Origin of the sequence: Nitrospira lenta (genome assembly GCF_900403705.1) — a bacterium.
GTDB lineage: Bacteria > Nitrospirota > Nitrospiria > Nitrospirales > Nitrospiraceae > Nitrospira_D > Nitrospira_D lenta.
In genome coordinates, this window is sequence record NZ_OUNR01000021.1 from 72,017 (window position 1) to 97,944 (window position 25,928).

A 25,928-nucleotide genomic window follows, 5' to 3' on the forward strand; every position below is an offset into this window, starting at 1 on the left:
AAGGATAATCGTACACATGCTCATGACAAGATCTGAACCGAGGTAGGAACGATTCGAGTCCTGCTGAAAGCTGATGGCTGAGAGCTAACGGCTTTCGATCACTCCCAATCCATCCGGTAGTTCGGTGCTTCTTTGGTGATAATGACGTCGTGCACGTGGCTTTCGCGAAGGCCGGCCACGGTTTGCCTGATGAAGGTGGCATTTTTCTGAAGGTCGGCAATTGTCTGACAACCGCAGTATCCCATCCCGGACCGGACACCGCCGACCAGCTGATAGATGACGGCTCCCAACTGCCCTTTGTACGGAACGCGGCCTTCGATGCCTTCAGGGACAAGCTTTTGGGCCGGGCGTCCGCCCTGGCCATACCGGTCGCCGCCGCCGCGCTCCATCGCGCCGATGGAACCCATGCCGCGATACACCTTATAGGTTCTGGCTTGATAGAGGACTGTTTCACCAGGCGATTCTTCCGTTCCTGCCAGGAGTCCGCCCAACATCACAGAAGAGGCACCCGCCGCCAAGGCCTTGGTCACGTCGCCGGAGAACTTGATCCCACCGTCCGCAATGATCGGCACTCCGGTTCCACGAAGGGCTTTGGCACAATCGGCAATAGCCGTCAGCTGTGGCATCCCTGCGCCGGACACAATGCGCGTCGTGCAAATCGAACCGGGACCGACGCCGACCTTCACGGCATCGACACCCATCTTCAGTAAATCTTTCGCCGCTTCCGCCGTCGCAATGTTACCGGCGATCAATTCCAGAGCCGGATGCTGCTTCTTGAGCCGCTTCACCGTATCCAGCACGGTCTGGGAATGCCCGTGCGCGGTATCGACGACAATCAGATCCACACCGGCCTTGACCAAGAGGCTCGTGCGCTCATCAGTATCCGACCCCACGCCGACGGCTGCGCCCACGCGCAAGCGACCATGCGTATCCTTGCAGGCATTGGGATACTTGATGCGCTTTTCGATGTCCTTGATCGTGATCAACCCTTTGAGCTCGTAGTTCTTATTCACGACCGGCAGCTTTTCGATGCGGTGCTCGTGCAAAATATCGCGAGCCTTTTCCAGGCTCGTCCCCACCGGGGCTGTCACAAGCTTGTCGCGCTTCATGACTTGCGACACCTTAAGATCCATACGGGTTTCGAACCGCAAATCCCGATTCGTCAAAATACCGACCAGCTTGCCCGCTTTCGTGACGGGAATGCCGGAGATCCGATACTTCGCCATCAGGGCATGCGCATCGCGGATCGTCTGCTCGGGTGAGATGGTCACGGGATCCATAATCATCCCGCTCTCCGACTTTTTTACCCGGTCCACTTCAGCGGCCTGATCCACCGGCGACAATACGCGATGGATGATCCCGATTCCGCCTTCACGAGCCATCGCGATCGCCAGCCGCGACTCGGTCACGGTATCCATCGCCGCGCTGACGAAGGGGACGTTAATACGAATATTCCGCGTCACCAGCGTGGACGTCTCAACCGTGTTCGGCAAGACTTGCGACTTCGCCGGCACCAGGACAACGTCGTCATACGTGAGGCCCAATCGCGGTTCTTTATCCAGCATAATCTCCCCGTACCCTGCCTACGGCCCGTTCGTCAGGCCCTATCGCGTCTGTTGCGCTTTATCGAGCTCCGCCATCGCTTCGGCATTTTCCTGCAGCCGCTCGCTGCCTTCATCGGCCGGCATGAACTGTTGCACCCGCGTATTCCCGCTATCCACGACGAACACGCTCCCCCGGGCATCCACCGCGAGACCATAGGGGAAATTGAATTGCCCGTCGCCGTTGCCGTAGCCACCCCACTGCGTAATGTAATTGCCTTCTTTGTCGAATTTCTGCACGCGCTGGTTGCCGGCATCCGTCACATACACATCGCCGGCGCCGTCCACCGCCACGCCCCAGGGATTCCGCAACTGTCCGGCTTCCTGCGCATGCGGGCTGCTCGCATGACCGGCCTCGGGGCTGCCTCCCCACTTGGCCAGCAACTGCGGCAACACGTTGGTGCTGGTGTCGAACTTCTGAATACGGTGGTTGCCCATGTCCACAACATACACGGCGCCGTCGCTCTGATCGACAGCCACGCCACGCGGGAAGTAGAACTGCCCGTCGCCGCTGCCGAAGCTGCCCCAGGCCATGATGAACTCGCCGGCCATATCGAACTTCTGCACGCGGAAATTCGCGCTGTCCACGACGTAGACGAAGCCGCGCACGCGATCGACCGCGATGCCCCATGGCGCATTGAACTGGCCTTCGCCGTTGCCGCGCGACCCGAACTTCATCAGGTACCCACCGAGCTTCCCGTCGAACTTCTGCACGCGATGGTTGTTGGTATCGACCACCCACACATCGCCCTTGCCGTCGCAGGCGATACCGGTCGGGTTATGGAAGTTCGCGTTGGCCGATCCGAAGCAGCCCCAGAGGATGATGAAGTTTCCGGCGTTATCGAATTTCTGGATGCGATTGTTGCCGTTGTCGACGGCGAACAACGAACCCTGCTGATCCACACACAAGCCGTACAGCGGCGCCATGAACTCGCCTCCGTGCAGGAGCGACGCGCCGCGGCCAGGCTGTCCCCACTTGGAGACACAGACGTACCCGGACGTGTTGACGAGAATGCTGGCGCTGGCCGGAGTCGAGACGTTATTGCCCACGTCCTTGAACCAGACATAAATGGTCTTCGGTCCATCGGTCGGCGACAGAATGAAGGGAATCGTGGCGCCGAACTTGATCGCCGTCGTGACATCGACCCATCCCGGCGTGCCGCCCATCGGCGTCAACGGACTTTCCGAAATGAAATAGGCCGTCACACCGGTATCCAAATCCGTCGCGGAAATCGTGACGACGACTTCCGGCGAATTCGTCATGAACGCGCCGTGATTGATGACCGCATACGGATTCTGCGGAGCGGTAATGTCGATGAGCACCGGCGTCGAGGTGACTTCCTCCGATACCTCGCTCTCAGTACCGTCTTCGAACACCGCCGTGATGGCATAGAAATACGCCGTGTCGTTGGTCAATCCGGCATGCGTGTAGGGACTGGTCACCCCTTCGACTTTGGTCCCGGACTGAATGGTGACGCCCTGCGCGGTATTGAAATACAAATTGTAGGAGACCGCGCCCTGCACATCCAACCAGCTCAGATAGATTTCCGTGTCGCCCGGCTTGACCGCCACGCTGCGTGGAGGCTGGACCGCACCCGCCACTGGAGCCGGCAACGACTGCTCTTTCCCTCGATTGATTTCCTCTTCCGTCGGTACATATTTCACGACGCGGCTGTTGCCGCTATCGACGACAATGACCGCGCCCTCTTTATCGACGGCGATCCCGGACGGGAAGTTCAATTGCCCTTCTGTCTTTCCGCGGTTCCCGAAGGAGCAGAGGAAGGTGCCGTTGCCGTCGAACTTCTGGACGCGATGGTTGCCGTTATCCACGACGTAGACATTGCCGAGCGCGTCGCACGCAATCCCCCAGGGCGATTTGAATTGGCCGGGCCCGTGCCCTTCACGCCCCCACTTGGTCAGGAAGCTGCCACGCGCATCGAACTTTTGAATCCGGTTATTGCTCTCATCGGCTACGAAGATGTTGCCGACGAAATCGACCGCGACGCCGCGGGGAAAGAAAAATGCACCGTCGAAACTGCCGTCGCGCCCCCACTTCAGCAGCGGCTGGCCGTCGGACTGAAACTTCTGAATGCGGGCGTTGCTCGTGTCGGACACGTAGACATTGCCTTCTTGATCGGTCGTGATCCCCCAGGGCACATCGAACTTGCCCATGTCGGCACCGCGCCAGGCGAACCCGAACTTGCCCCAGGCCTTCATGGCATTGCCTTCGAGATCGAACTTCTGCACGCGGTTGTTGCCGCTGTCGGCAATGTAAATCACATCGTCCGGACCGACCGCCAACCCGCGCGGATAGTAAAACGATCCTTCTTGTGAGCTCGGTTCGCTGCCCCATCGGGCGATGAACTTCCCGTCTTTTGAAAATTTCTGAATCGAATGATTGTCGGTATCGGCGACATACATGTTGCCGTCTTTGTCGAGCGTCAGCCCGGTCGGCGAGCTGAACTCTCCATCGTCCGGGCCTTCCTGCCCGAAGGCCATGGCCAACAGATAGGGTGAAGGAATCGCCATCACTTCCTGCGACTCCAGACTCTCCCCCTTCTGCGTGACGACGGTCACAACATAGTGGTAACAAGTCCCGTTAGCGAGATCGTCGTGAAGAAAAGGAGCGGTCGCGCCTTCGAGGCAGGTCGCCTTTTCCTTCTTCACTCCGATGACGGATTTGAAATCCTCGGCGCTGGCAATGGGGCGCGTGAGTTCTGAAAACTTGATCTGCACGCCCTTCGTGGTCTGGAAATAGAGGTTGTAATACATGGCGTCGGGCACCGCATCCCACACGATGGTGACCCGGCCATTGCCTGCTTTGGCCTGAACGTTTTGCGGCGCGGGAGGCAGCTCTTCATCCGCGGCGACCGAATCGCCGGCGCCCCACTCACTCTGGGTGCCTTCGGCGGACAAGATCAGCCGGTCGAACTGGAACATTTCGTCAAAAAGCCATGCCTTCATCATAGATGTTGCCTCGTGTTGCTAAAGCCGTCCCGCGCCAAGAACCAAGGGTCTTTCAATCACTTAGAATTGGATTGGCGAGTCTAACAAAGCGCTGGAAAGAGAGTCAAGGAGCGGGAAAACAGTGCGCGGCGACAGCTCACGCCATTATTGCACTCGTGCCGGAGCCGCCGGGATTGCGTGTGATAGAGGGCAAATTGTCGACGGCGTCATACACATATGTCGCGCCATTCCCCTGCCCGTCGATCACCCGCAACAGACGGTCCAAGTCGTCGTGGATATACTGCGCCAGGTCAGCCACCGCCAGGGTTGATAGCAATGACTAGAGCACCAGCACGCAGGCCACAACTGTCAGCACTTTTGAGAACAACATCTGCTTCACCACAGGTCTTACGTCACCGACTTGAACACAATCGTGCTTCAGCTAGATCGCACCATCCTCATTTGTCTTTCTGAGTGCACAGTCAAGAACCAACCCCATCTTTCGCTTTCATGTTCAACTGGCTTTAGCAAGGACCTAGCCGTTATGGCTGTTTTTGTAGAGAGTTCTTAGCACCAAACGCGAGGAAGGCCAAGGGGACACTAGAGGCAACAAGCGGATATGCAAAGAATGCGGTAACTAGCACTACGAAGAAAGAAATAATGTTGCTAAAGTCGTCATTTACGCTCCATAGCATCCGCCGAGCTGGGCCTGAAATCGTAAGGATTGCTCCTGCCATGAGGAAAACAAGATATGATCGTTCGCCAAGCATCCCTAGAATGCGCCCAATTTTCCAGTCTTGAATCCATGCTGAGATTGCAAACAAAAGAATAATCCCTAAACTCGCAGAAATTATGAAGCTGCCGTAGTTTGAAATCTTTAAGACGGCTAGTGAGACTTCTTGGGTCCGTGAGAACATACACACCACTACTATCAGGGGGAATATAAAATAAGGGGTTACTCTATAGAAATAGTTTCTTAGCTTACAGAGATAGACGAATGGAAGAGATGCAAGAGCAATGTCTATCCCCCAATATGAAAAGGGCCGAGATCCCAGAAGATCATTGAACAGGACAATGCTGAAGGAGAGTAGATAGCAATAGCCTAGGCTGGCAATGAGGCCTTGGCTATCAGACCATTTCGCCAATAGGCGAGTAATAATCACGGTGCTAAATAAGGCCGGTAAGAACCAAAGGTCGACATAAATTCCCGTTGCATCAAGAGAATACCAATCCCCATGAAGAAGAACGGTTAGGAGCTTAGGTGCGAAACCAAACGTTGGTGTTCCCAGGTCGTTCTTTATGGCTTGGATAAAGAAGGCAAGGCAGAGGTAAAACAAAGACCAAGATATGAATGGAACGACCAAGCGGATGAGCTTAGCTTTAATAAATGCTACGAGTGGTCCGTCGGCTCGAATATACATGCCTCCCGACCCGAGAAAAAATGGCATGTGGAAGGAGTAAATGAATTTATATAAAAGCTCGTGACCGCTATTCCAGCTCGCAATTGTATGTCCTGCGACAACAAGTAATATGCCAAGCCCTTTGGCAATATCAGTGGGACGTTCTCGATTCATATATTATTGATATGGATTCCGCTTCAAGCTTTGTCAAGAAATTCAGTCCTGAGCGTCCACAATATCTGACGTCTCTTCGGCAATCGATGGAATCTCTGAGTGGCGAATCTGAAAAAATCCGCTGCTGGCCGTCTGGCCAAGAAGATCTGTCGGCACTACAGCGTCAACTCTGCCACGTACTACAAGTGGACCGCCTAGTACCGGAACTGGAAGGGCCGGATGTGAAGCGCCTCAAAGAGCTGGAACACGATAACAGCCCGCTTAAAAGGACCAGAATTCAGGGTCTCAGAATCCTGAGTCAGCTCTTGAGCTCGCACTCTGTCAGCACCTGCCCGTTGCTAGTCAGCTTCGTGGAACACGCGCGGTAAAAAGACTGGCTCCGCACCCGTTTATGGGAGGGATGGGAGATGAGAGGAGCGATGCGATTTAATCAGGACTTGCAAATAGCGTTGGAGGAAACGACACGACCGATGAACCCTGGCTTAGCCCTGTTGAGCGGATTCCTCAACGAGCACATCTTCAGCTTTTAACTCGATCTCGACTGTGACTTCCGCCTCAGCGCTGAGCTCGACTTGCACCTCCGCGGCCTCCGTCACGGATGACTCTTCTCCGCTCAAGGCCTTGATTGCCTCAGTCGTGCTGTCGATCACTGCCGCTTCAGCAGCCGTTGGCACAGCCACCTCCATGGAATCCATCGGCAGCAGCGATTGATCGGACTCACCCAATTCCGTGAACTCCCGCAACGGCGGCAGTTGCGTCAGATCGTTCAAACCGAAATGCTCCAGGAAGAACTTGGTCGTGCCGTACATGATCGGACGCCCCGGCACTTCCTTCCGGCCCACGATGCGCACGAGCTTCCGCTCAAGCAAGGTCCGAACGACCCCGGAGGTTTCAACGCCGCGAATCTCTTCGATCTCTGAACGAACAATCGGCTGTTTGTACGCAATGATCGCCAGGGACTCCAGGGCGGATCGGGACAGCTTCGCCGCCGACTTGGTTTTATCAAGGCGCTTGATCCAGGTGGCGTATTCCTGCTTGGTCACCAGACGGAACCCACCGGCGATTTCGACCAGCCTGACCCCGCGCCCTTCCTGATCCAACTCCTCTCCAAGCCCGCGCAAGGCTTGTGCGACATCCGCCTTCGTTACATCGCCCATGATCGCCACCAGGCGCTGCACGGACAACGGCTCAGGGGAGACGAACAACAGCGACTCGATGATGCCGCGCAATTCACGATCGGCAATCGCCTGTACCGCGCCCTCATTCGCCGGCGCGGCCTCTACGGAGGCGGCTTCCGTTGGTTCGGATTCAGCCGATACATCCAGTGCCGCCGAAGGCTCAGGCCCCTCAGAAATCGCTTCGCCGGCCGAGAGGTCGCACGCTGCGGTGTCGATGGATTCCACCGATTCAGAAACCTCAAGCTCAACCTCAACCGAGGTCATGTTTATATCGTCGGTGATCGGCGTCATGCCCCCCTCCATTCGGCGTCTAAATCATCGAGCTCCGCTGGATCCGGCACGAGCGAGAACGTCCGTGAAACCAGAATCGGCCCGAAGGTCTCGCTCTGAAAGACGTGCGCGACCCGCAACCGAATCAGCTCCAGCAAAGCCAGAAACGTCACAATAATCACCAGCCGGTGGCAGGAGCCGTCAAAGAGCGCGGCAAACGAGACCGAGTCCTTGCCTTCCAGCGTTTCCAAAATCACATTCATCCGTTCTCGCACCGTGAGATTGTCCGGCACGATTTCAATCAGCGTCTTTCCTCCGCCCGGATTCCGTTCGACGATCGCCTTCAGCGCATCGACCAGATCGAAGAGCGACACATTGTCCATGGACGTCTCATCCGACTCGACTTCAACAACGAGCGGCTCCGGCTCGCGGCTGAAGATTTCCCGCCACATTTTTTCCTGGCCATCGAGCTGACGCGCGGCTTCTTTGTACGTCTTGTACTCCAGCAGCCGCCGGACCAATTCCTCACGCGGGTCTGGCCCGTCTTCTTCGTCCTCCGCCGCCTCGTCCGCCGGCAGCAGCATCTTGGACTTGATCTGCAACAGAGTGGCGGCCATGACCAAAAACTCCCCCGCCACGTTCAGATTCAATTCCTTCATCGCCTCGACATATTCGAGATATTGCTGGGCGATTATGTTGATCGGAATATCGTAGATATTGATTTCACTCTTCTTGATGAGATGCAGAAGCAGGTCCAGAGGGCCTTCAAAATTCTCGATACGGACCTGATACGGCAGCTCGGTCTGTTCGAACCCACTGGTCTGTTGGTTGGGCTGATCCACGAGGGCGTTATAGCAAGTTATAGGGGGACGGGGCAAGCCTGAAACTATATGTTGGGGGTCAGAGACTTCAGGGAATTATTTCAATTTTACGGCGTAGGCGGCGAGAAACGCCGCCACGAGCAGGATGCCCAGCGTAATCGCATATTGCTGAAAGGTAGACTGCCCCCTCGTCCCTACCCCTTCCTGCGCGATCCCTTTCGTCCCGTTGGTCAGAGGCTTCTGATCGAAGCGGACTTTGGCCAAGTCATCGCCCCGCTTAAAGTCAGCATTGGAGAAATCCACGGTCTGGAGAAACTGCGCACCGGCAAACCGCGCCTCACCGGAAAAGACCGCGAACGCGAAGAATGCCTCCCGGCTGAAAATGGCGTCGGAGAAATTCACCAGCTTCTTGAATTGCGCGCCGGAAAAACCGGTCCCCAACCCGAAGCGCGCCCGCTCAAAATTCACCGGCGCCTCACAGACGATTTCTAGAAACTCTGCCATCCCATCGAACAGACTCTCTTGGCAGTCCACCGGTCCGCGAAAGACCGAACGATGAAAGCGAGTATGCGGACCGAACCTGGTACCGGCGCAGCTAAGTCCCTGGGCAAAATGCCCTTGAACGAAATAGGCCTCTCGCTCAAACAGGGCGCGATCCATCGTCAACGCCCGCTGAAAGACCGACCGTGACAGATCCACGCCGTCCGTGAATCTGGTGCCATGAAAATCGACCGTGCCCTCGAATTCCAGCGTCCCCTTGGCCGATCGATGACGGAGTGCGCCTTGCACCACCGAATCGCGGATGATCAGATTCCCCGCCACGCTCCGCTGCTCTTCATTGTTCAACGCGCTGAGCGCCGCCTGCTGCTCGAGTGTGAGGCCTTTGGGAATTTGCGATGTCCGAACCGGCAGTTGATCGAAAATCAGATCACCCTGCACCACCACGCCGACCAGGTCCACCGCCTGCCCCTGCGTGAGCGCCTGCATCACGCTCGCGGCAGGAACAACCTGCGCGTCGCGCTCGGCTTTCGTGCAATCCGCGCTTAGGTGCTTCATGAACGGACCGGACTTCCCGCCGGGTGAAGATTCAACGGTGCAGGCCGCTTCAGCGGCGCCGGTGTGACAGAGCCCGCCTATCAACAGCACACACAACAGTATTAGTCCGCATGGTCGCGTCATATTCATCATGGTCGCCGTTATACGAGATGCGTGAGGTGAAGACAAGGCTGGAGTTTGAACGGATCTCGCTAAGGAAGGCTGCTTAGAATGGCCCGATACTCATCGTCCGTCAGCCGATGCATTCCCAGGCTCAGCCGCCGAGTCAGTTCCGCCTGATCCTGAATCTGAAGCACCGACTGCAACAGGCGGTGACTCTCCTGCGGGGTCGAGGTCCATTGTTTCGTCAGCGCGACGCGCACGAATCCGAATCGCGCTTCCGTCTTAAAATCTTCGCGCAGAAACTCATCCATCTGCTGCACAGGAAGGACCCCGGACACGATCTTCACATCGGCACAGATTCCCGCCTTCAGCACATAGACCAGCGCATGTGAATCGGGAGTCAGGAACGTGGTCAGGTTGTCACGAATCAACGCCGAGCAACAGCCCCACAACCCGTGGGTCAATTGGAGCGAGGCGCTTTCAGGTGAGCTGCGCTCGCGGAGAGTACCGGCCACAAATAAAAAATGACTCATGGAGATTCGGGATCAGAACCCAGGAAGGAAAGTGACAGTCACCACACTCATTTGTGCCGATCCTTCTCGATCTCCGGAAGAACCGGCACATGCAGCAGGGACCGTCCGTCAGTTATTACGATAGTCGTCGGTGTCGTCCAGCAGGTCTTCGGACTTTTCGAGGAAGTCGGCCGCTTCGTCGTCATCGGTGAGTGCCAAATCGCCCTGCAACTCTTCTTCGATGTCGCCTTCCGCTTCGGTCTCGACCTCTAATTCCTCGTCCACCAACTCTTCATCCACATCATCAATCTCTTTGGGCATCGGCACCGGAGCCGGCCTGGCGGCCACGACGGGCCTCGGAGCCTCCTCCACCGGAGCAGCCACGGACTTCACCGGAGCCACGGGCTTAGGAGCGACAGGCTTCTTCGCCGCGACGGCTTTTTTGACGGCTTTCTTGGGCGCAGGCTTGGCAGACGCCTTCTTTTTCACTGCCGGCTTCGCGGCCTTCTTGGCCACGGCCTTTTTCACAGGCTTCTTCGCCACTGCCTTCTTAGCCGATTTCTTCGCCGGCTTTCTCGCGACGGCTTTCTTGACCGACTTCTTCGCGACCGCCTTTTTAGCCGGCTTGGCGGTTTTCTGCTTCCCAGACGACTTCTTGACGGCCTTCTTTGCGACGACCTTCTTCTTAGACTTCGCCATCAGATTTCCTCCTGATCAAGTGCACAACGCATGGCGGACCGCATTGCGGCCTCCATCTAGCATGATCCCATAGCCTCTTGCAACCGGTAGATTTATCGACCGAAACTTGCGCAGTTTTGGCTAAGGTGCCACCCAGCCCGTTCAACCGCCATCCAAGCAATACCCCCCGTCCCGGTGCATCCCTATGGCCTCCTGATCAGGCAGGGCCTATCCTCGCAGGGAGGGCGTCATGATAAACTGAAGGTGAACGCCTAGACCGTGCAATGAATCGTTGCTCCTGAATTCGGCCCTCAGACTATGCAGAAACGACAAAGGACCCGACAGCCCATGACACGCGCCGTAACTATCGCCTTCGTCAGTCTCTTCATCACCAGCCTGGCCTGGCCGACGACGGCCATGCCCATCGCGACACAAATCATCATCGAAGACGGCTCCCCCTACTTTGCGCCGTCGAAAGCCATCGCCACCAGCGGGAGTCCCATTCGCTGGGACAACCCGACACCCACCGACCATACGGTCACACATAACGGGTGCGTTGAAGACGGCACCCCCTGCCTCTTCGATTCAGGCATTATCCCCCCCGGAGAGCAATTCAGTGTTTCAGGGCTCCCCCCCGGCCGCTATCTCTATCACTGCCGCATCCACCCCATCATGCGCGGGGTCCTCACCGTGACGGATGCCGCCACCATGCCGTCCCAGCTCTAATGCGCCGTTCATCGCTCGGCGCACCAGCCCCGCGCAATACCCATGAGGGGCCTGTCACGAATCACACGGCGCTGCATTGGTCTTGCGAGATCACGGTCCGCTCAGGTAGGCTGCGCCTTCCTACGGGGTAGAAACACAGGCCATGAAGCCCGTTGCCGCAGTCCAAGAACCGCTCCAGCTTACCGGCGAGACGCTGAATCTCCTCGCCTGGCACATTCCCGATCTGGTCGCCTATCAACATCGCGAAGATGAATATTGGCTCGCGCCGCTCGACGACAACTTTCCCTTGATCCGGCTCAACCTGACCGGCATCGAAATGCTGAAATCGATGAGCGGGCATATCACCGTCGGCGCCCTGCTCGAAAAGTACGGCAACAAAGTCTGCGGACCGGACGGGCAGCCGGGTCAATGGCACCTAGAACGCTGGGCCACCCCGAACTTCTCTCTCTGCTACTTCGGTACCGAACCGCCAGGCGGGCACCGACACCAAGCCAAGTGGGACATTCTGCTGCAACAGATCCGCGAAGGATGGTCAGGGCAGGCAGGGTTTGAGGGCGAAGAACATCTGGAAGATTTTCATCATCACGAATTGACGGAAAGCGCCGAAGACGACGGCCACTTCGATCTGATCGAAACCACCGTCTCACATCTGTTCCGTGAACCGAACGAGGCGTTGAACGGCCTCACCTATGGCCGGCTCCTCATGCGGCAACTCCGTCAGCTCGGCTGGTTTAACCCCAAACCTAAAGTCATCGTAGAAGTCGGTGGCGGGCTGGGTTATGTGGCGCGCGAACTCGCCAAAGAGCTGCTACCGTTCGAGCGGCAGAGCATCCGCTACATCTCCCTCGACATCACCAGCCCGTTCTTAAAACTGCAAACCAAACGGGCCAAAGAAGGCGGCTGGGGTGGCCTTGGAACCAGGGCCAATGCCGAAGCCCTGCCCTTCACGGATAACTCGGTCGATCTCGTCATCGATAACGAAAACATGGCCGACATGACACCGGTCAAGCTGACACGCCAGGAGTTGCTCAGCAATACAGGCGAGACCGAGCAGCATCAAGAAGCGCTGGATTGGATCAGACGCATCCGCCTCCCGATCGAAGCCAATCCGCCGGACGATGTTATCTTTAATCTGGGGCCGATCCGCTTCGTGGCTGAATTGTGGCGGGTGCTAAAACCAGGCGGACATGCATTCTTGACCGAATTCGGCGTAGAAGAAGGCTGGCCGGCCTCAGTCAAACTGCCCGGCCATACCGAATATGAAGTGCAATACAGCCACCTGCGGCAGGCCGTGCGCTGGCTGGGATTTCAGGAACGCTATCTCTCGCTCCCCCAGTTTCTGGCCATGAAGCCGGACACGAAGGTCCTCTGCACCGGTGCGGCCTATACGATTCAACGATTCTGCCAGGCCATGAACAAGCCCTTCACCGTCCGCGCCTACACCGAGGGCGAACTGAAACAGACTCTCGACGACATGCTCCCCAAGATCCACGGTGCGCACTATCACGACGTGGTCGATCCCGCCTGGTTCGGCCTCATCGATTTCAAAGTACTGTTATTGGAAAAACCAGGCGGCGCCCCGAAAGCCCAGTTCACAGAGAACAACGGCTATCGGTGGTATTCGCAGAAGTAACCGCACCTCCGCTCACCAGACTACGGCTGTTCTTCAACGACCTTTTCCGTGATTGCCGATCCGCCGGCCGGCGCCTCGGACTCTTTCGGAGGCAGGATGAATCCGAGCGGGTCACGGACAAACTCCCGCAGTAACCGGCCTAACAATTCCACCACATCCCGGCGCGGAAAATCATACGCACGCAACGCCGTGTACAGCGACAGAAGAAAACTGACGCCCAAATTCAGCACAAACATCACGGCCACGCCGGCGGTGGCATGGAGAAACCATCCGTCTCGATACCATTCCGCCTGCAGCGAGGCGCTGGCCAGCGCCAGCATGCCGCTCGACAGGGTGACGTGACGGACATCCAGGGGAAATCCGAAAAACATCCCGACGGCCGGGGTCATACCCAGCATCATCCCGAGCGACACATTCGTCCCCCATCCGGCAATGTTGCGCGAGAACCGATCGCCCCACAGGGCCATCCGCTCACGCCCGAAGACCCGGACCCCCCAGGAGTGTTCCGCCAAGGACTGCGGCACATTGTGATAGACGGCCCAGTTTTCGATCCACCCGCCGACCAGACTCGACAGCCACAGAGTGGCCCCGGTCAGCGCGGCGAAAATCACCGTCCCGCTGTTCACCGGGCTGAGCGTTTCATACACATGTTCGGCTGTGTGCAAATCAAGAATCGGCGAGCCGGTGACTGCCCGCCAGCAGGCATCGAGCAGATAGGCCGACGCCGAAACGACCAACACATTGCTGACCGCCGCCGCAATCTGAGAATAAGAAATCCGCTTGATGAACGCGACGACCTCATCCAACCGCGCCGTCCCTGGTTGCTCACGCATAATCGTCGCGAGCGTGGCCGCCGTCATCGCCGGCTGCTTGGTGGCGAGAATCAAGTGGAAGGTCTGCATCAAAAGAAAACTAACCGCATAATTGACCCCGTAGCCCAAGCCCGCCAGAAACGGCGCCAGCCCCAGCGTGAAGATCGACATCTTGATCGCCGCAGTGAAGGAGGTGAGCACGCCGCCACCGGCCGCCGCCGCCCAGATCTGCCGATACTCGCGCCGATCTTGCGCGATGTAATGCTCACCCGTCACACCCGACCGGTCCACGATCTTCCGATGTAAGAGCCGTGTGTTCGTTTTGAGCAAATGGCCGACGCTGCTCTCCTGCAAACTAGCTTCCACCAGGGCAATGAGAAAGGCCTGAATGGATTTGGCAGAGGACGCTTCGTCGCGGCTCGCCATCACTTCGGCCATCGTTTCCATGCGCTTGAGACAATGCGTCAGGACTTCCAGGCCGTAGACAATATCGAGGCTGACGCCGGCCACTTCCAGTCGCCGGCGGATCCAGCGGATTTCGTTCTGACACTTTGCCACGGCCTCTGCCCAGACCGGCTCCAGAGAGTCGACTTCCTCGCCCGATTGCCAGCGACCGGCGAGTTGCTCGCTGACGCTGGCCAGCCGGTAAAACGGTGATTCCATAATGGCCGCCGGCCGTCGGCTCCTTGCACGAAGCTTGTCCGACAAACCCTGCGCCTGCACACGAATCGCCAGCAGACGAAACCCGTCAGTAAACGCCCGGCCGAGCGGATTGGGCCGGTCAGGAGTCGACGGCGGAGTCAGCGCGGCGAGGATTCTGCAGAACAATCGGGCAGGAAGCTGCGCAAACCATTTCACCTCGACGGTGCTCCGATATTGCCGTTGGAAGAGGTGCGTCAGGTCCCGATCGTTTCTCACGGCCGGCAGGACCTTATGCAATGTCCGATTCGCCACCTCCACCAGCAGGCCACGCTCGCTGGGCAACCCGGCCTCACCCAGCAGATTGACCGCATCGGTCTCCTGAAGGATCAGCCAGACGGCGTCCTGCACGCGCTGCCTGACATCGGGAACGCCTTCAAGCACATCCAGCAAGAGCTCCCAATAGAGATAGGCCTCGCGCCAGCGCATGCGGACTTGCAGCACACGCAACGACGGGCTCGTCCCTACCCGCGTCCAATGAATCAGACGCAGCCAAGTATCGAGCCGGTCACCGAGCGTGCTGGCATCGACAAAGTTCTGCAGCGCCTCCGCGAGAGCTTGCCGCGTGGCATTATCTCCGCGGGAGGGTCCAAAAAACGCCAGGACCTGGTCACGCACCGTCCCTACAGCAGGCGGAACATTCCCCTGGCTGAAATCTACTGACACATCTTCAGGTTGGTCAGTCACGCACAATCCTCGTTAGAATAAAGCCAGAAACGACTGTACAAGACTCGCTGCCAAAGAGGCAATCTGAACACGGATCACATCGACGTCAACAGGCTGTATTGGGAAAGCCCGGAGGCGCTCCGAAAGCCCAGTTCACCGAGACCAAAGGCTATCAGTGGTATTCGCAGAAATAATAAGCAACTAGGACTAATGCACCTGGGCTAGTTATTCGGGTAAAGAAACTCAGAAGTAATTCCTTTCCCCAACAAATACTCTTTTGCCTCAGATTCAGTGCCGGAAGGGAGTACTAGCTTGAGAACAATCGTTTCGCCCGCCAACTCTTTCTCCTGCTCTCGCCAAATGGTTTCAAGATCAACTCTGAGCTCCATCTGCGCAAAGTAAATGGCCTGCTGGTTTTTTGCTCTTTGGTTTAGAATTTGGTTGGCTGGATGAAACATTAGCGGAATGCCAAGAGCCTTCCCTGCATTCCCGTCCTCATTCATCTTCTCAATAATTTCGCCAACCGGAATAATCTGCAACGTTTTTCCCGTTGCTGTTGCGTCACAGATATAGACCGCCCCGTCTCCTATCCGGTTATCATTTGCAAAATATAGCGCTATGTCGGACGACTTCGTCCAATCAAGCATGTTCGTTCCTCTTAAAAGGAAAGGACCGTCCTGCATTTCATCAGGATGTTGCTGAATTCTCTTCATAAGCTCAAACCAGGGATCAATGCCACGCGCAGTCTCAAGGTCAGTAAGCTCTTTTGAAGGGTGACCCAAAGTGCCAAACTTCAGCAGAAAGAGATTCAGAAGGGCCCGATGCAAATCCATAGAATCAGAAAGACGTCTCGAAAACTTTGAATGCTCTTCGAGACCGAACAACTTTGACTTAATAGATCTTACGAATGTCGAATCCACCAACCACTCTCTTTTTCGATGGCCTCGAAAAACCAACAAGTTATCTTCACGATTAAACAATCGTTCAAGGCGCTGCAACTCGTGAAGAAAGTCCCCAAACGATCTAGGAACCCACTCCTTCGCGCTTTCATTAACAACTGTAGTTGAAAGAGCTGGAACTACGTTTTTCATAAAACTCACCTACCTGGATTGCGTCATCTCATTGCTGAGCCCAGATGCAAAAGTACTCCTTCTCGCAACCCCAAATCGCTCACCAGCACAGCCGACATCCCTAATGTCTCCATCACCGTTCGGATGATGATCGCGCCGGCGGCGATGACTTCTTCGCGATTCTTTTCCAAACCAGGGAGGCCGACACGGTCGGCTTTCTTGCGAGTGAGTAGCGTCTGTTCGAGTCCCTGCACCGTCGCGAGAGTCAGCCGATAGTTGTGGATGCGGGCCGGTTCGTAAACAGATAGTTTCTGAGCCATGGAGGCAAGCGCCGTAATCGTTCCGGCGGTCCCGACGAAGGTTGCGGCTTCATAGCCTGTCATCTCCGTAACGGCCGCCCTGGTTTCCCGCGCAATCCAATCCCGCGCCTGCCCAACTTCCTCGCTCGTCGGAGGATCGTGATGAAGCAGCCGTTCACACAAGCGCACGACGCCGATGTCGATGGAACGGACAACCGGCTGCTGGTCCGGCCGATCCAGAATAAATTCCGTGCTGCCACCGCCGATATCCAACGCCAGCATGTCGCTCACGCCGTCTGGCAAGCCTGAACGAATCCCTAGAAGTGTGCGCCGCGCTTCTTCGTCGCCGGTGATGACTTCGACATCGAATCCGGCTTCGCGCTTCACCTTCTCCAAAAACTCGGCACGATTGGCGGCATCGCGGACGGCGCTCGTGGCAACGGCCGTACAGCCATCGACCCGATAGGTCTCAATGACCGCCTTCCACTCCTGCAAGCACTGGATCACCCGATCCATCGCCGCCTGGCTCAAGCGCTTGTGCTGATCGACGCCTTCACCGAGACGAAGAATGCGCCGCTCGGATCGGAGTTCTTTGAGAGGTGTTTGCGGAGAACAATCGGCGATGAGGAGCCGACAGGTGAGGGTGCCGATATCGATACCGGCGAGCCGGCGCGGGCGAACGGAGGAGGCGCTCATTGCTCGTCCCGGATCTCGTCCATCTCGGCGTCGAGTTTCTTCCGAGCGTCTTTCAACTGCTGAATCTCACGGACCACACGGCCGATTTCTTCGTCGTAGGTCACTCGTTCAGCTGTCTCGCCCCGCTCTTTCATTTCAACGGCCCGTTCACCAATGTCTTTATAGAGATCAGACAATTGCTGATCGATTTTCCTGACCTCCAACCGTATTCGGAGGAGCTCAGTCTCTTCCAGCGCACGGCCCGCGACATGCGCCGTGCCCAATCGCAGTGTGGCGAGCCCTGACCGAAAATCGTCTTTCAACCGCTGCAATAATCCCATGCCTCTCCTTAACTGATCGACCCCAACTCCAGCTTCTGCTCCCACTTCCTCAACATCGCTTCTTTCAATCCCTGATGCCCCGGCGCGCTCAACTGAGGATCCTGCTTGAGCAATGAAAACGCTTCCACTCTGGCCTGCTGCAGCAAATCGCCGTCCCGCACGATGTTGGCCACGCGAAACTCCGGCATGCCCCATTGGCGAAACCCGAAGAATTCTCCCGGCCCCCTGATGCGCAAATCTTCTTCCGCAATCACAAAACCGTCATTCGATTGCACCAGAGCATCCAGCCGCTCTCGCGCGTTCGACTGCGGCTCTTCCCCGCCGAGCGGATGCCGTCCCAATGTCGGACGATTCCGCCCCAGTCCGGCCGCCATCAGCAAACAGTACGACTGCTCCGCACCCCGCCCGACCCGGCCGCGCAGTTGATGCAGTTGCGCCAGGCCAAAGCGCTCGGCATGTTCAATCATCATAATCGTCGAGTTCGGTACATCGACGCCGACTTCGATCACCGTCGTGGCGACGAGCAGATGGATCTTCCCGGCCTTGAAGTCGGCCATCACCGCTTCCTTCTCCGCCGATTTCATGCGGCCATGCAACAATCCAACTTTGAAGTCGGCAAACTCGCCGCTCTGCAACTGCTCGGCCCCTTGGATAGCCGCCTGCAAATCCGTCTTCTCTGACTCCTCAACCAACGGATAGACGACATAGGCCTGCCGCTTATTCCGCAACTCATCTTTGAGAATCTGATAGGCCCGTCGTCGCTGGGCATCGCCGAACAGGAACGTCCGCACCGGCCGGCGTCCGGGCGGCAGCATATTGATGACGGAGACATCCAGATCGCCATACACCGTCATCGCCAACGTGCGCGGGATCGGCGTCGCCGTGAGCACCAGCACATCCGGCTTGTACCCTTTGTCGATCAGATTTTTCCGTTGCATCACACCGAACTTGTGCTGTTCGTCGACCACAGCAAGTCCGAGGTTCTTGAAGGTCACGCCCTTCTGGATCAAGGCGTGGGTCCCGATCGCGACCTGCACTTCACCGGAAGCGAGCTGCGCCGCCTGCGTTTTCTTGACGGCCGCCTTATCGCTCCCGCGAAGCAGCGCAACGCTCAACCCCAGCGTCTCCAACGTGCTTTTCAGATTGCGATAGTGCTGCTCGGCTAGGATCTCTGTCGGCGCCATGAGCGCGGCCTGGTAACCGGAGCCGCAGGCCATAACGATGGCATGCAGCCCGACCACCGTCTTCCCCGACCCGACATCGCCCTGCACCAGCCGGTTCATCGGCTTGGACGAAATCATGTCCCGATAAATCTCGCGAATGACTTGATCCTGCGCGGCCGTCAAGCGGAACGGGAGCAAGCGGCTCAACTTATCGACGATCGGCGCCCGCGGATTGAACTTGAGCCCCTTCGGCTGTTCCTGCACGGACCGTTGCCTGGTAGCCAAGGCCATCTGCAATAGAAACAACTCTTCGAATGCGAGGCGGCGATGCGCCGGCGTCTTGCCTTGCTCTAACAAGCGGGCATCCGCCTCCGCTTTGGGGAAGTGCGCATCTTGAATGGCCTCTTGAATCGGAACCAACCGTTGACGGGCTCGCAGGGTTACTGGCAAATTGTCGCGCAATTCCCGCGCATACTCATCCAGCAATCCCTTCACCAGCACGCGCGATTGCCGGGATGTCCAGCCCTTCGTCTCATGGTAGATCGGCACGATACGCCCCACATGCAGCGCCGACTCCGCGGCCTCGCCCACCACTTCATACTGTGCCACGTCCATGCGCGGGACCATCCACCCCTGCTTCCCCGCAATGACGCGACCGCTCATCATGACGACTTTACCGACCGCCAGGACATCCTCAAGATAGGCCTGATTGAAGAACACCACCTGCATCTTCCCCGTCTCGTCCTCAACGCCTACCTCCAGCACGGAAAGCCGGCGATTCCTCGTGCGCTTCGCGTCGCATTTCGCGATGGTGCCGCAGATGGCCGTGACCATACCCGGCACGAGATTGCCGATGGGAGTCATCACGGATCGATCTTCGTAGCGCCAGGGAATCGTCCACAAGGCATCCTCTATGGTCGCCACGCCAAGCCGTTGCAACAGGGCCATGCGTTTCGGCCCGACCCCTTTCACAAACTGGACAGGAAGATTCCAGACGTCACCGCGCGTCGATCCCGTGGCTGAGGCCGCATCGCCGATCTGCTCCTCGTCAGGAGGCACAGACTCCGGCGTTGTGTCACGCAACCGTCCGAGAATCACGCAGGCGGCTTGCAGCCGCCGCTGCTGTTCGCCGATCGGGAGGGCTTGTTGGAAATCGATGAAGAGTTCACGGAGCGAACGCAGACGCGACTCAATCGCCGGAGGAATCCATTCCTGAGCGAGCGCGGACTGGACCTGGGTCGACACGAAGCTGCTGAGATTTTTCACGGCCCCGGCGTGGGCGCAATCGTCCTTCGTCGCAAACTCAATCGGCCGCGCAAGGCGATCGAGCCACTCGTGAAACGTCGCAGGCAAGCTGGACTCGGCGGGAGGCTCCATAACTGGGCGGGATCGTAACATACCGCCGCAAGTCACTCAATGAAGTCCTCCGGCCCTCGCGCGCACCGCGATAACCTTGCTCCGACCGGTCGTCCACATTGTGCCGATTGCTTGGCCCGCTCCCCCTCGGATGTTACACTGAGCCAACCTAACCAGCTATGTATCGCCGCAACATCCAACACGTTCTCATTCCCCTGGCCGTAGGGTTGATCCTCTTCCTGGCCTATCAGCTCTATTTCAAAGCGCTGTGGGTCACCGTACCGGTTCCGCCCGCCCCCGCCGAAGCTACCGGCAAGCCGACAGCCTCTCATACGGCTGGATTGCTGGCTGAGCCGCCGCCGACCGACGAAGAGATCAAACAAGTTCGCGGGATTGATTCCACCATCGTGCCTGCCACCGATTCCCGTCAGCTGTTGGAAACCATTCGCGACGACATTGAAAAGAAGCAGCTCCCCGCCGCTGAACAACGACTGAAGAATTTGGCCCCTTCAATCCTTGCCGATGCCAAGGCCAAACCCTATGTCGCGATTCTCTGGAACAATCTGGGGTTGGAACAGGAACGCATCGACGGGACCAAGGTGTCCGTTAAAGCGTTCAAACAAGCCGCCGCACTCGACGACACCAATCCAATCATCCAACTGAACCTCGCCCACGCCTATTGGGAACTGCGTGACCCGGCCCTCAATCAGGACTTCCTGGCCGGTTTGATCACGCTCGCTCCGAACGAACCCTTTCCCCATCTTGCAATGGCCGATCTGCTCTACGAACAAGACCGGCTGCCTGAAGCCACCACGCACCTGACTCAGGCGACGGAACGGGCCGGCAAAGATCCGCGCGTCCAATCCTACCTCGCGACGGTGACGGAGAAAGTACGCCATACCGGCGCGGTAGAATCCCGCATGAACGCCAGAAGCAGCAGCCACTTCCTGGTGAAATACGACGGAGCAGAAGACCAACACACCTGGGCAACGGTGCTGGAAATCTTAGAGGAGGCCTATCGAGAAATCGGTCAACGGCTCGGCCATTTTCCCGCCAAGCCGATCGTAGTGGTCCTGCATACCAAAGACACCTTTCAGACCGCTACCGGCAGCCCAGCCTGGGCCGACGGCCTCTACGATCCGACGCTCGGCCGCATTCAAATCCCGACACAAGGCGCCACGACCGATACGAAGTGGCTCACCCATGTCCTGCGCCATGAGTATGTGCATGCCCTCTTACACGATCGGCTGGAAGGTCAGATCGGCTCGCTACCGGTATGGCTCAATGAGGGCCTGGCGATGCAACTGGCCGGCGATCCCTGGCCGGATCTCGACCAGGCCATGCCGAATGGTGGGTCAGTCCTGCACTTGCGCTATTTGGAAGGTGGATGGGGGCAGATGCCGCACGACGTAGCAACGCTGGCCTACCTCGAAGCCAATTCCGCCACGCACTACCTGATCGACCGATTCGGGATGAGCCGCGTGGTCGATCTCCTCGATGCGTTTAAGGGAAAAGCCACCGTCGCAACGGCACTCCAGGATAAAATCTTTTTGACCTACGATCAGTTTCACCAACAGTGGCTGGATACGTTTCTGCAAAAACGCGGATAGTCCCGCGAGTCCTTAGATCAGTTCTTCCTGAATCTGCCGCCCCATTTGCCCGGACCAAGTCGGCAACTGCAGCGCCTTCTCCTCCACGGCTTCCGATTCAGCGACTTCCTCGGCGTCAGTCTGAGCGAACTGATCTTCCCAGAGAATATGCCGCCCCTCGTCCTCGGACATCCGAATCCTGAAATCAAAGGAGCGGCTGGCTCCTGCGTTGTCACGATCCTCGCTCACCCGCCGATCGGCGATACGATTCATCCTGGCGCGGGTGTTGCCATCCGTTGAAAATTCATCTTGCCACACCAGCCCGCCGGTTTCAGGATCGAGCGCGCGAAGCAAGAAAGACGGTTGGGGAGACAAAACCGCCGTCTCGCGGACTCTGGTCACCGTCGCCCGCCGCGGCACCAGGGTCGAGACCAGCTGCCCCAAATCCTCCGCATCGCGGGGCGTCAGATTCAAATTCCCTTCCCATTGAAACTTTCCAGTCGTCGCATCATAGACACGCAATACGAAATTGGAGAGGTCTGTGGCGCCTGGGCCGACCCCGCCCGCAAAAATCCGAGCCTGTGACTGCGACCCTTTCGCCGCACTCTCTTCCTTCACATTCAATTCATAGGTGTCATCCGACAACACCTCGCCGCTCTGCGGATCATAGATCTTCACGGTGATCGTCGAGACATCCCCGACCTGATAGCCGAACCCGGCCGCCACAATCCCCGCTTTGACGGGAGCCGCCTCGGCCCACGCCAACGACGGACCGAGCATGATGCCCACGAGGCCCCAGGCCAGACTTTTTACGGAATGCCGAAAATGGCGGGACGAGTGGAGCTTCTTCACTTGAAGCTTGGGAGACATGGCTCCGGTCATTGACTGCAGAAGACGGCTGATCCAAGAAATGATTGGCATGGCCCCTCCGTGATGTTGGGGTCATTCTGCCTGCGTTGTAGTAGCCGCGTATATTCCCCACTGTGGGAGGATTCCCCTCGAAAGAGGGGGGCAGGATGAGACAATGGGGCTAAGAATAGACCGCCATCACGTGTGAGGAGTGACTGCGCCAAACAAGCGATACCGATGCCTGGCGATCCAACGGTAGACCCCTTCAGCCAATCTTCGCGCGATGGACCATTGCAACATCCACTGGACGAACTTCCCTCCAGGAAGGCCGTGCATCAACGGGAGAAACGCGTCAATTCCTTGCGACACGCCGCCTGCCGGACTGATGAGATACGCCATGGATGGAGGACCGGGTCGATACTGCTCCCCTAGTGCGCGCATCGCTTGCTGACTTTCGTAGGGAATCATCCGAAGGCCGGATTCTGGCAAGCCCATTCCGGCCCGGTCGAGTTGCTCTTTCGCTGCAACACAGAGCCGGCAGTTTCCATCGTAAATGAGCAGACAGGGCTGTTGAGGATCAAACTGGCTGACTGGCAACGGCGCTCCCATGATGCGAGCAGGCTACCACCCAGGGATTTCTCTCATCAAGACACCGTTGTTGCCGCTGCAAGAACAGGCTATAGTGCCCGCGTGACACACCCGTGGGGACTACTGATCAGTTTGATCGGCTTGACCGCCGTCGGAATGGCGACCTTGTTTCTTGTCGGCCAGCCGGACCAGGCAGAGCCAAGCCGCTTCCTCGTCGGCTTTCTCATCGGCCTGCCGGTGCTCCTGCTGGTCGCAGTGCGATTGGGGTATCGATGGGCAATGATGGCGGCTGTGATCTACGGAACCGTGGGGCTGGCACTGGACTTATCGACAATGGTTCAGCTGATTACGAAAGACCAGCCGACCGTGGCCACGCTGACGGCCAACGGCTTCAGCGGGATTTTGAACTTCCTTGTGATTGCGTTCGGCGGGCGCGCATTCCTGACAATCTCCCAGGCGCCACCGCCTCCAGGATCCCGTCCTCCCAATCCTCCGTTCCCGGCTTCATCCGCAACACCCTAGTCGTCGCAAATCCGGCCTCCTTCAGCCAGACACTCGTCTCCTTCGCCGAATACGTATTGCCCTCTTCCGTGAAGAGCAGCATCGAGACGGCAAAGAGACTCGCTTCGGCGGGATTCAGACCTTCGCGATCGTGCAGAAACGCATCTTGAATCAGCAGGCGTCCGCCGGGATTCAACGCCGCAAGTGCGCGCTGAAAAACGGCGCGATTCGTTTTGGGCGAATAGATGTGCAGCACATTGGAATACCAGATGACATCGTAGGTGCCTGGGATCGACTCCTGCGTAAAATCGACCGGCACATAGCTGAGCCGGGACTCGGCCTTATGCGTCGCGGCAATTTCCCTGGCCACTTCAAGAGCAGCCGGTCGGTCACCGACCGCCGCCCGCAACCGCGGATTTTTGGACAGAAACGCCATGGCATAGGTGCCGGGTCCGCCGCCCAGATCGAGCAACGTCGTTGCCCCGCGCAAATCCACTTGCGCGGCAATCTTCGGCGCGGTCTCCAACGTCCGGTAGTGCATCGCCCACGTGAATCCTTGGCGATAACCCGGCTCTTCCGGCACATCTTCATCCAGCGGGCGGCCTGATCGCACAGACTCGCCCAGGCGGATCCAATCCTGCCAATGGCTCGTCATAAGTTTCAGATAGTCTTTGCGATAGGCGGCATGTCGGGCATTCAATGCCGTCGCCGCCAACCGGCTGTTTCGATAGACCTCACCGGCTTTCATGAGCAGGCCGGACATGGCCAGGTTGCGACAGAGAATCGAGAGCCCCCGCTCGCTAACGGACAGGGCCTTGGCCAATTGGGGGATCGTCCAGCGGCGCGTGCCGATCTTCGTAAAAAGATCCAACTCCAGCGCCGTGAGGAGAATACGCGGCAATCGATAGGCCGACACCGCGTCACGAAACTCATCGAAGTTGGTGATGCGCAACTTCACGCGGCCCCGCCGATCTGCCGCAGACACCATCGCATGAGATCCTGCACCTTGGACGGATTCGAGACATCGACCGGGCGCGCAAACGTCGCCGCGACAAACTCGTCGTTCATCTCGGTCTCTTCCTCAAAACCGGACTGGAGCAACAGGGCGCGGTATTTCCCGACCGCCGGCTGAATAAAGTACTTCGCCTGCTTCGCCACTTCGTCCGTGCCGAGATCTTCCGGCGTGCCATCCGACATCAGCGCCATGACATCGTCCATCGCAATCCCGTACTGACACAAGACCGTCCCCTCCGGCTTGACCTCCAACAGCCAGCCGTCGGACCCGAGATCCATCGCCAAGGATCCGCCCGGCTCCAATTCATACAGCTGTGGAAAGGCCTGCATCAACGCCGTACGCAGCGACAACCAGGCGGACACCGTCGGATCACTCATGCATGCGACTCACGATAGGGAGGAATGGAATCGGTCTCCGCCAACCTGGCGCGGAGCCGTATCAGACGATTCGTATTCTCTTCCAGCTTGGGCAGCTGATACTTGCGGTCCATATGCACGACCAGTTCAAGCAGATCCGCCGCCTCCTGCAACCGGCCGAGATCTTCATAGCACTGCGCCAGCACAAACCGCGCGCCGCCGGTCCGCAGCTCATCACGCGACCGTTCGGCGATGGACTGGCTGGTCTGACAACAAGCAATCGCATCGTCGTAGCGCTTCTGAAGCAGGAACGTCCGGCCGATCATCCGCCAGGCATCGGCCACGCCGCCTTGATTGCCCAGACGCCGCATCAGCACGAGCGAATGTTCGTAGTATTGAATCGCCTGATCGAATTGTCCGTTCTCCCGCGCAACCAGCCCGAGATCCGACAGCAGCACCGCCTTGGCCGCTTCGTCATGCGTCTTCGTCAGAAGATCCAGCGATTCGAGATAGTAGGCGCGGGCACGATCCCATTCGCCGGCATCCGCGCGCAAGTTGCCTAGGTTCCCGAGCGTCGTCCCGATCCCCTTCTCGTCGCCGAGAATTTTTTGCAGCTCCAGCACTTCCTGATAGTACGTCTGCGCCGAATCCCGCCGGCCGCTCACCGCGCAGATATTCCCAAGATTCCCAAGCGTCGCGGCCATCGCGCGCTGATCCCCAGTCATCCGGTCACATTCCAGCGCCTTGGCGTAACAGGTATAGGCTTCGGTATAGAGGCCGCGCGCAAAATGCTCGTTCCCCTGGCGATTCAATTCTTCGGATAGCCCATTTCGTAATGGCATAAAAATATTC

The 25,928-nt window shown here is 57.8% G+C and carries 22 protein-coding genes; 3 read left to right on the forward strand and 19 right to left on the reverse strand.

The annotated features are described in order from the left end of the window. Window positions 1-98: 98 nt before the first annotated feature. The 9 genes from guaB to NITLEN_RS18245 form a co-directional block, all read right to left on the reverse strand. On the reverse strand, window positions 99-1,565 hold the full coding sequence (gene guaB, locus NITLEN_RS16815; RefSeq protein WP_121990800.1) for an IMP dehydrogenase: 1,467 nt from the start codon (window positions 1,563-1,565) through the stop codon (window positions 99-101). Between the two features lie 39 nt (window positions 1,566-1,604). Next, window positions 1,605-4,568 carry a 6-bladed beta-propeller gene (locus tag NITLEN_RS16820; RefSeq protein WP_121990801.1) on the reverse strand — a complete coding sequence of 988 codons (2,964 nt, stop codon included), beginning with the start codon at window positions 4,566-4,568 and terminating at the stop codon, window positions 1,605-1,607. 136 nt (window positions 4,569-4,704) lie between these two features. Next, on the reverse strand, window positions 4,705-4,884 hold the full coding sequence (locus NITLEN_RS16825) for an RHS repeat domain-containing protein (protein WP_121990802.1): 180 nt from the start codon (window positions 4,882-4,884) through the stop codon (window positions 4,705-4,707). Window positions 4,885-5,089: 205 nt separating this feature from the next. Then, window positions 5,090-6,121 carry an acyltransferase family protein gene (locus NITLEN_RS16830; protein WP_121990803.1) on the reverse strand — a complete coding sequence of 344 codons (1,032 nt, stop codon included), beginning with the start codon at window positions 6,119-6,121 and terminating at the stop codon, window positions 5,090-5,092. Between the two features lie 482 nt (window positions 6,122-6,603). Beyond that, complete coding sequence (scpB, locus tag NITLEN_RS16835) at window positions 6,604-7,590, reverse strand: SMC-Scp complex subunit ScpB (protein WP_219999490.1); 987 nt, start codon at window positions 7,588-7,590, stop codon at window positions 6,604-6,606. Continuing rightward, window positions 7,587-8,411 carry a segregation and condensation protein A gene (locus tag NITLEN_RS16840; protein WP_121990804.1) on the reverse strand — a complete coding sequence of 275 codons (825 nt, stop codon included), beginning with the start codon at window positions 8,409-8,411 and terminating at the stop codon, window positions 7,587-7,589. Before NITLEN_RS16840 ends, scpB begins: the two co-directional genes overlap by 4 nt. 75 nt (window positions 8,412-8,486) lie before the next feature. After that, the gene (locus tag NITLEN_RS16845; protein ID WP_181416943.1) at window positions 8,487-9,536 is read right to left on the reverse strand and encodes a pentapeptide repeat-containing protein; all 1,050 of its coding nucleotides are present in this window, start codon (window positions 9,534-9,536) and stop codon (window positions 8,487-8,489) included. A gap of 101 nt (window positions 9,537-9,637) precedes the next feature. Further along, on the reverse strand, window positions 9,638-10,081 hold the full coding sequence (locus tag NITLEN_RS16850; RefSeq protein WP_121990806.1) for a hypothetical protein: 444 nt from the start codon (window positions 10,079-10,081) through the stop codon (window positions 9,638-9,640). 108 nt (window positions 10,082-10,189) lie between these two features. Then, the gene (locus NITLEN_RS18245; RefSeq protein WP_181416945.1) at window positions 10,190-10,759 is read right to left on the reverse strand and encodes a hypothetical protein; all 570 of its coding nucleotides are present in this window, start codon (window positions 10,757-10,759) and stop codon (window positions 10,190-10,192) included. Between the two features lie 327 nt (window positions 10,760-11,086). Between NITLEN_RS18245 and NITLEN_RS16860 the strand changes: the two genes are divergently transcribed. Together NITLEN_RS16860 and NITLEN_RS16865 are read left to right on the forward strand one after the other, a co-directional pair. Further along, complete coding sequence (locus tag NITLEN_RS16860; RefSeq protein ID WP_121990807.1) at window positions 11,087-11,464, forward strand: cupredoxin domain-containing protein; 378 nt, start codon at window positions 11,087-11,089, stop codon at window positions 11,462-11,464. Window positions 11,465-11,606: 142 nt separating this feature from the next. After that, window positions 11,607-13,097 (forward strand): class I SAM-dependent methyltransferase, encoded by a 1,491-nt coding sequence (locus tag NITLEN_RS16865; protein WP_121990808.1) that lies wholly within the window; start codon window positions 11,607-11,609, stop codon window positions 13,095-13,097. A gap of 20 nt (window positions 13,098-13,117) precedes the next feature. Here the strand turns inward: NITLEN_RS16865 and NITLEN_RS16870 are convergent, their stop codons facing one another. The 5 genes from NITLEN_RS16870 to recG all read right to left on the reverse strand — a co-directional run bounded on the left by NITLEN_RS16870 (window position 13,118) and on the right by recG (window position 20,220). After that, a complete protein-coding gene (locus tag NITLEN_RS16870; protein ID WP_181416946.1) occupies window positions 13,118-15,295 on the reverse strand; it encodes a hypothetical protein in 2,178 nt (725 codons plus the stop codon). Between the two features lie 200 nt (window positions 15,296-15,495). Continuing rightward, entirely contained in the window at window positions 15,496-16,365 is an 870-nt protein-coding gene (locus tag NITLEN_RS16875) for a hypothetical protein (RefSeq protein ID WP_121990810.1), read from the reverse strand. 23 nt (window positions 16,366-16,388) lie between these two features. Continuing rightward, on the reverse strand, window positions 16,389-17,339 hold the full coding sequence (locus tag NITLEN_RS16880) for a Ppx/GppA phosphatase family protein (RefSeq protein ID WP_121990811.1): 951 nt from the start codon (window positions 17,337-17,339) through the stop codon (window positions 16,389-16,391). Further along, window positions 17,336-17,659 carry a hypothetical protein gene (locus NITLEN_RS16885; RefSeq protein WP_121990812.1) on the reverse strand — a complete coding sequence of 108 codons (324 nt, stop codon included), beginning with the start codon at window positions 17,657-17,659 and terminating at the stop codon, window positions 17,336-17,338. The genes NITLEN_RS16880 and NITLEN_RS16885 overlap by 4 nt, the downstream gene beginning before the upstream one ends. A gap of 8 nt (window positions 17,660-17,667) precedes the next feature. Next, complete coding sequence (gene recG, locus NITLEN_RS16890; RefSeq protein WP_121990813.1) at window positions 17,668-20,220, reverse strand: ATP-dependent DNA helicase RecG; 2,553 nt, start codon at window positions 20,218-20,220, stop codon at window positions 17,668-17,670. A gap of 137 nt (window positions 20,221-20,357) precedes the next feature. Between recG and NITLEN_RS16895 the strand changes: the two genes are divergently transcribed. Further along, a complete protein-coding gene (locus tag NITLEN_RS16895; protein ID WP_121990814.1) occupies window positions 20,358-21,788 on the forward strand; it encodes a peptidase MA family metallohydrolase in 1,431 nt (476 codons plus the stop codon). A gap of 12 nt (window positions 21,789-21,800) precedes the next feature. Here NITLEN_RS16895 and NITLEN_RS16900 read toward each other — a convergent pair whose 3' ends face one another. From NITLEN_RS16900 to NITLEN_RS16920, 5 genes are all read right to left on the reverse strand, one after another. Next, entirely contained in the window at window positions 21,801-22,688 is an 888-nt protein-coding gene (locus NITLEN_RS16900; protein ID WP_121990815.1) for a PQQ-binding-like beta-propeller repeat protein, read from the reverse strand. Window positions 22,689-22,814: 126 nt separating this feature from the next. Beyond that, window positions 22,815-23,225: a thiol-disulfide oxidoreductase DCC family protein gene (locus NITLEN_RS16905; protein ID WP_121990816.1), complete on the reverse strand. Its 411-nt coding sequence runs from the start codon at window positions 23,223-23,225 to the stop codon at window positions 22,815-22,817. A gap of 370 nt (window positions 23,226-23,595) precedes the next feature. Further along, complete coding sequence (locus tag NITLEN_RS16910) at window positions 23,596-24,693, reverse strand: methyltransferase (protein WP_121990817.1); 1,098 nt, start codon at window positions 24,691-24,693, stop codon at window positions 23,596-23,598. Then, window positions 24,660-25,097 carry a hypothetical protein gene (locus NITLEN_RS16915; RefSeq protein WP_121990818.1) on the reverse strand — a complete coding sequence of 146 codons (438 nt, stop codon included), beginning with the start codon at window positions 25,095-25,097 and terminating at the stop codon, window positions 24,660-24,662. Before NITLEN_RS16915 ends, NITLEN_RS16910 begins: the two co-directional genes overlap by 34 nt. Then, on the reverse strand, window positions 25,094-25,918 hold the full coding sequence (locus NITLEN_RS16920) for a tetratricopeptide repeat protein (protein WP_121990819.1): 825 nt from the start codon (window positions 25,916-25,918) through the stop codon (window positions 25,094-25,096). The genes NITLEN_RS16915 and NITLEN_RS16920 overlap by 4 nt, the downstream gene beginning before the upstream one ends. Window positions 25,919-25,928 lie beyond the last annotated feature (10 nt).

Excerpts from the sequence above, each read along its gene's own strand:
- guaB (WP_121990800.1), bottom strand. The coding sequence starts at position 1,565 with ATGCTGGATAAAGAACCGCGATTGGGCCTCACGTATGACGACGTTGTC.
- NITLEN_RS16820 (WP_121990801.1), bottom strand. The coding sequence starts at position 4,568 with ATGATGAAGGCATGGCTTTTTGACGAAATGTTCCAGTTCGACCGGCTG.
- NITLEN_RS16830 (WP_121990803.1), bottom strand. The coding sequence starts at position 6,121 with ATGAATCGAGAACGTCCCACTGATATTGCCAAAGGGCTTGGCATATTA.
- scpB (WP_219999490.1), bottom strand. The coding sequence starts at position 7,590 with ATGACGCCGATCACCGACGATATAAACATGACCTCGGTTGAGGTTGAG.
- NITLEN_RS16850 (WP_121990806.1), bottom strand. The coding sequence starts at position 10,081 with ATGAGTCATTTTTTATTTGTGGCCGGTACTCTCCGCGAGCGCAGCTCA.
- NITLEN_RS18245 (WP_181416945.1), bottom strand. The coding sequence starts at position 10,759 with ATGGCGAAGTCTAAGAAGAAGGTCGTCGCAAAGAAGGCCGTCAAGAAG.
- NITLEN_RS16860 (WP_121990807.1), top strand. The coding sequence starts at position 11,087 with ATGACACGCGCCGTAACTATCGCCTTCGTCAGTCTCTTCATCACCAGC.
- NITLEN_RS16865 (WP_121990808.1), top strand. The coding sequence starts at position 11,607 with ATGAAGCCCGTTGCCGCAGTCCAAGAACCGCTCCAGCTTACCGGCGAG.
- NITLEN_RS16875 (WP_121990810.1), bottom strand. The coding sequence starts at position 16,365 with ATGAAAAACGTAGTTCCAGCTCTTTCAACTACAGTTGTTAATGAAAGC.
- NITLEN_RS16880 (WP_121990811.1), bottom strand. The coding sequence starts at position 17,339 with ATGAGCGCCTCCTCCGTTCGCCCGCGCCGGCTCGCCGGTATCGATATC.
- NITLEN_RS16885 (WP_121990812.1), bottom strand. The coding sequence starts at position 17,659 with ATGGGATTATTGCAGCGGTTGAAAGACGATTTTCGGTCAGGGCTCGCC.
- recG (WP_121990813.1), bottom strand. The coding sequence starts at position 20,220 with ATGTTACGATCCCGCCCAGTTATGGAGCCTCCCGCCGAGTCCAGCTTG.
- NITLEN_RS16895 (WP_121990814.1), top strand. The coding sequence starts at position 20,358 with ATGTATCGCCGCAACATCCAACACGTTCTCATTCCCCTGGCCGTAGGG.
- NITLEN_RS16900 (WP_121990815.1), bottom strand. The coding sequence starts at position 22,688 with ATGCCAATCATTTCTTGGATCAGCCGTCTTCTGCAGTCAATGACCGGA.
- NITLEN_RS16905 (WP_121990816.1), bottom strand. The coding sequence starts at position 23,225 with ATGGGAGCGCCGTTGCCAGTCAGCCAGTTTGATCCTCAACAGCCCTGT.
- NITLEN_RS16910 (WP_121990817.1), bottom strand. The coding sequence starts at position 24,693 with ATGGTGTCTGCGGCAGATCGGCGGGGCCGCGTGAAGTTGCGCATCACC.
- NITLEN_RS16915 (WP_121990818.1), bottom strand. The coding sequence starts at position 25,097 with ATGAGTGATCCGACGGTGTCCGCCTGGTTGTCGCTGCGTACGGCGTTG.
- NITLEN_RS16920 (WP_121990819.1), bottom strand. The coding sequence starts at position 25,918 with ATGCCATTACGAAATGGGCTATCCGAAGAATTGAATCGCCAGGGGAAC.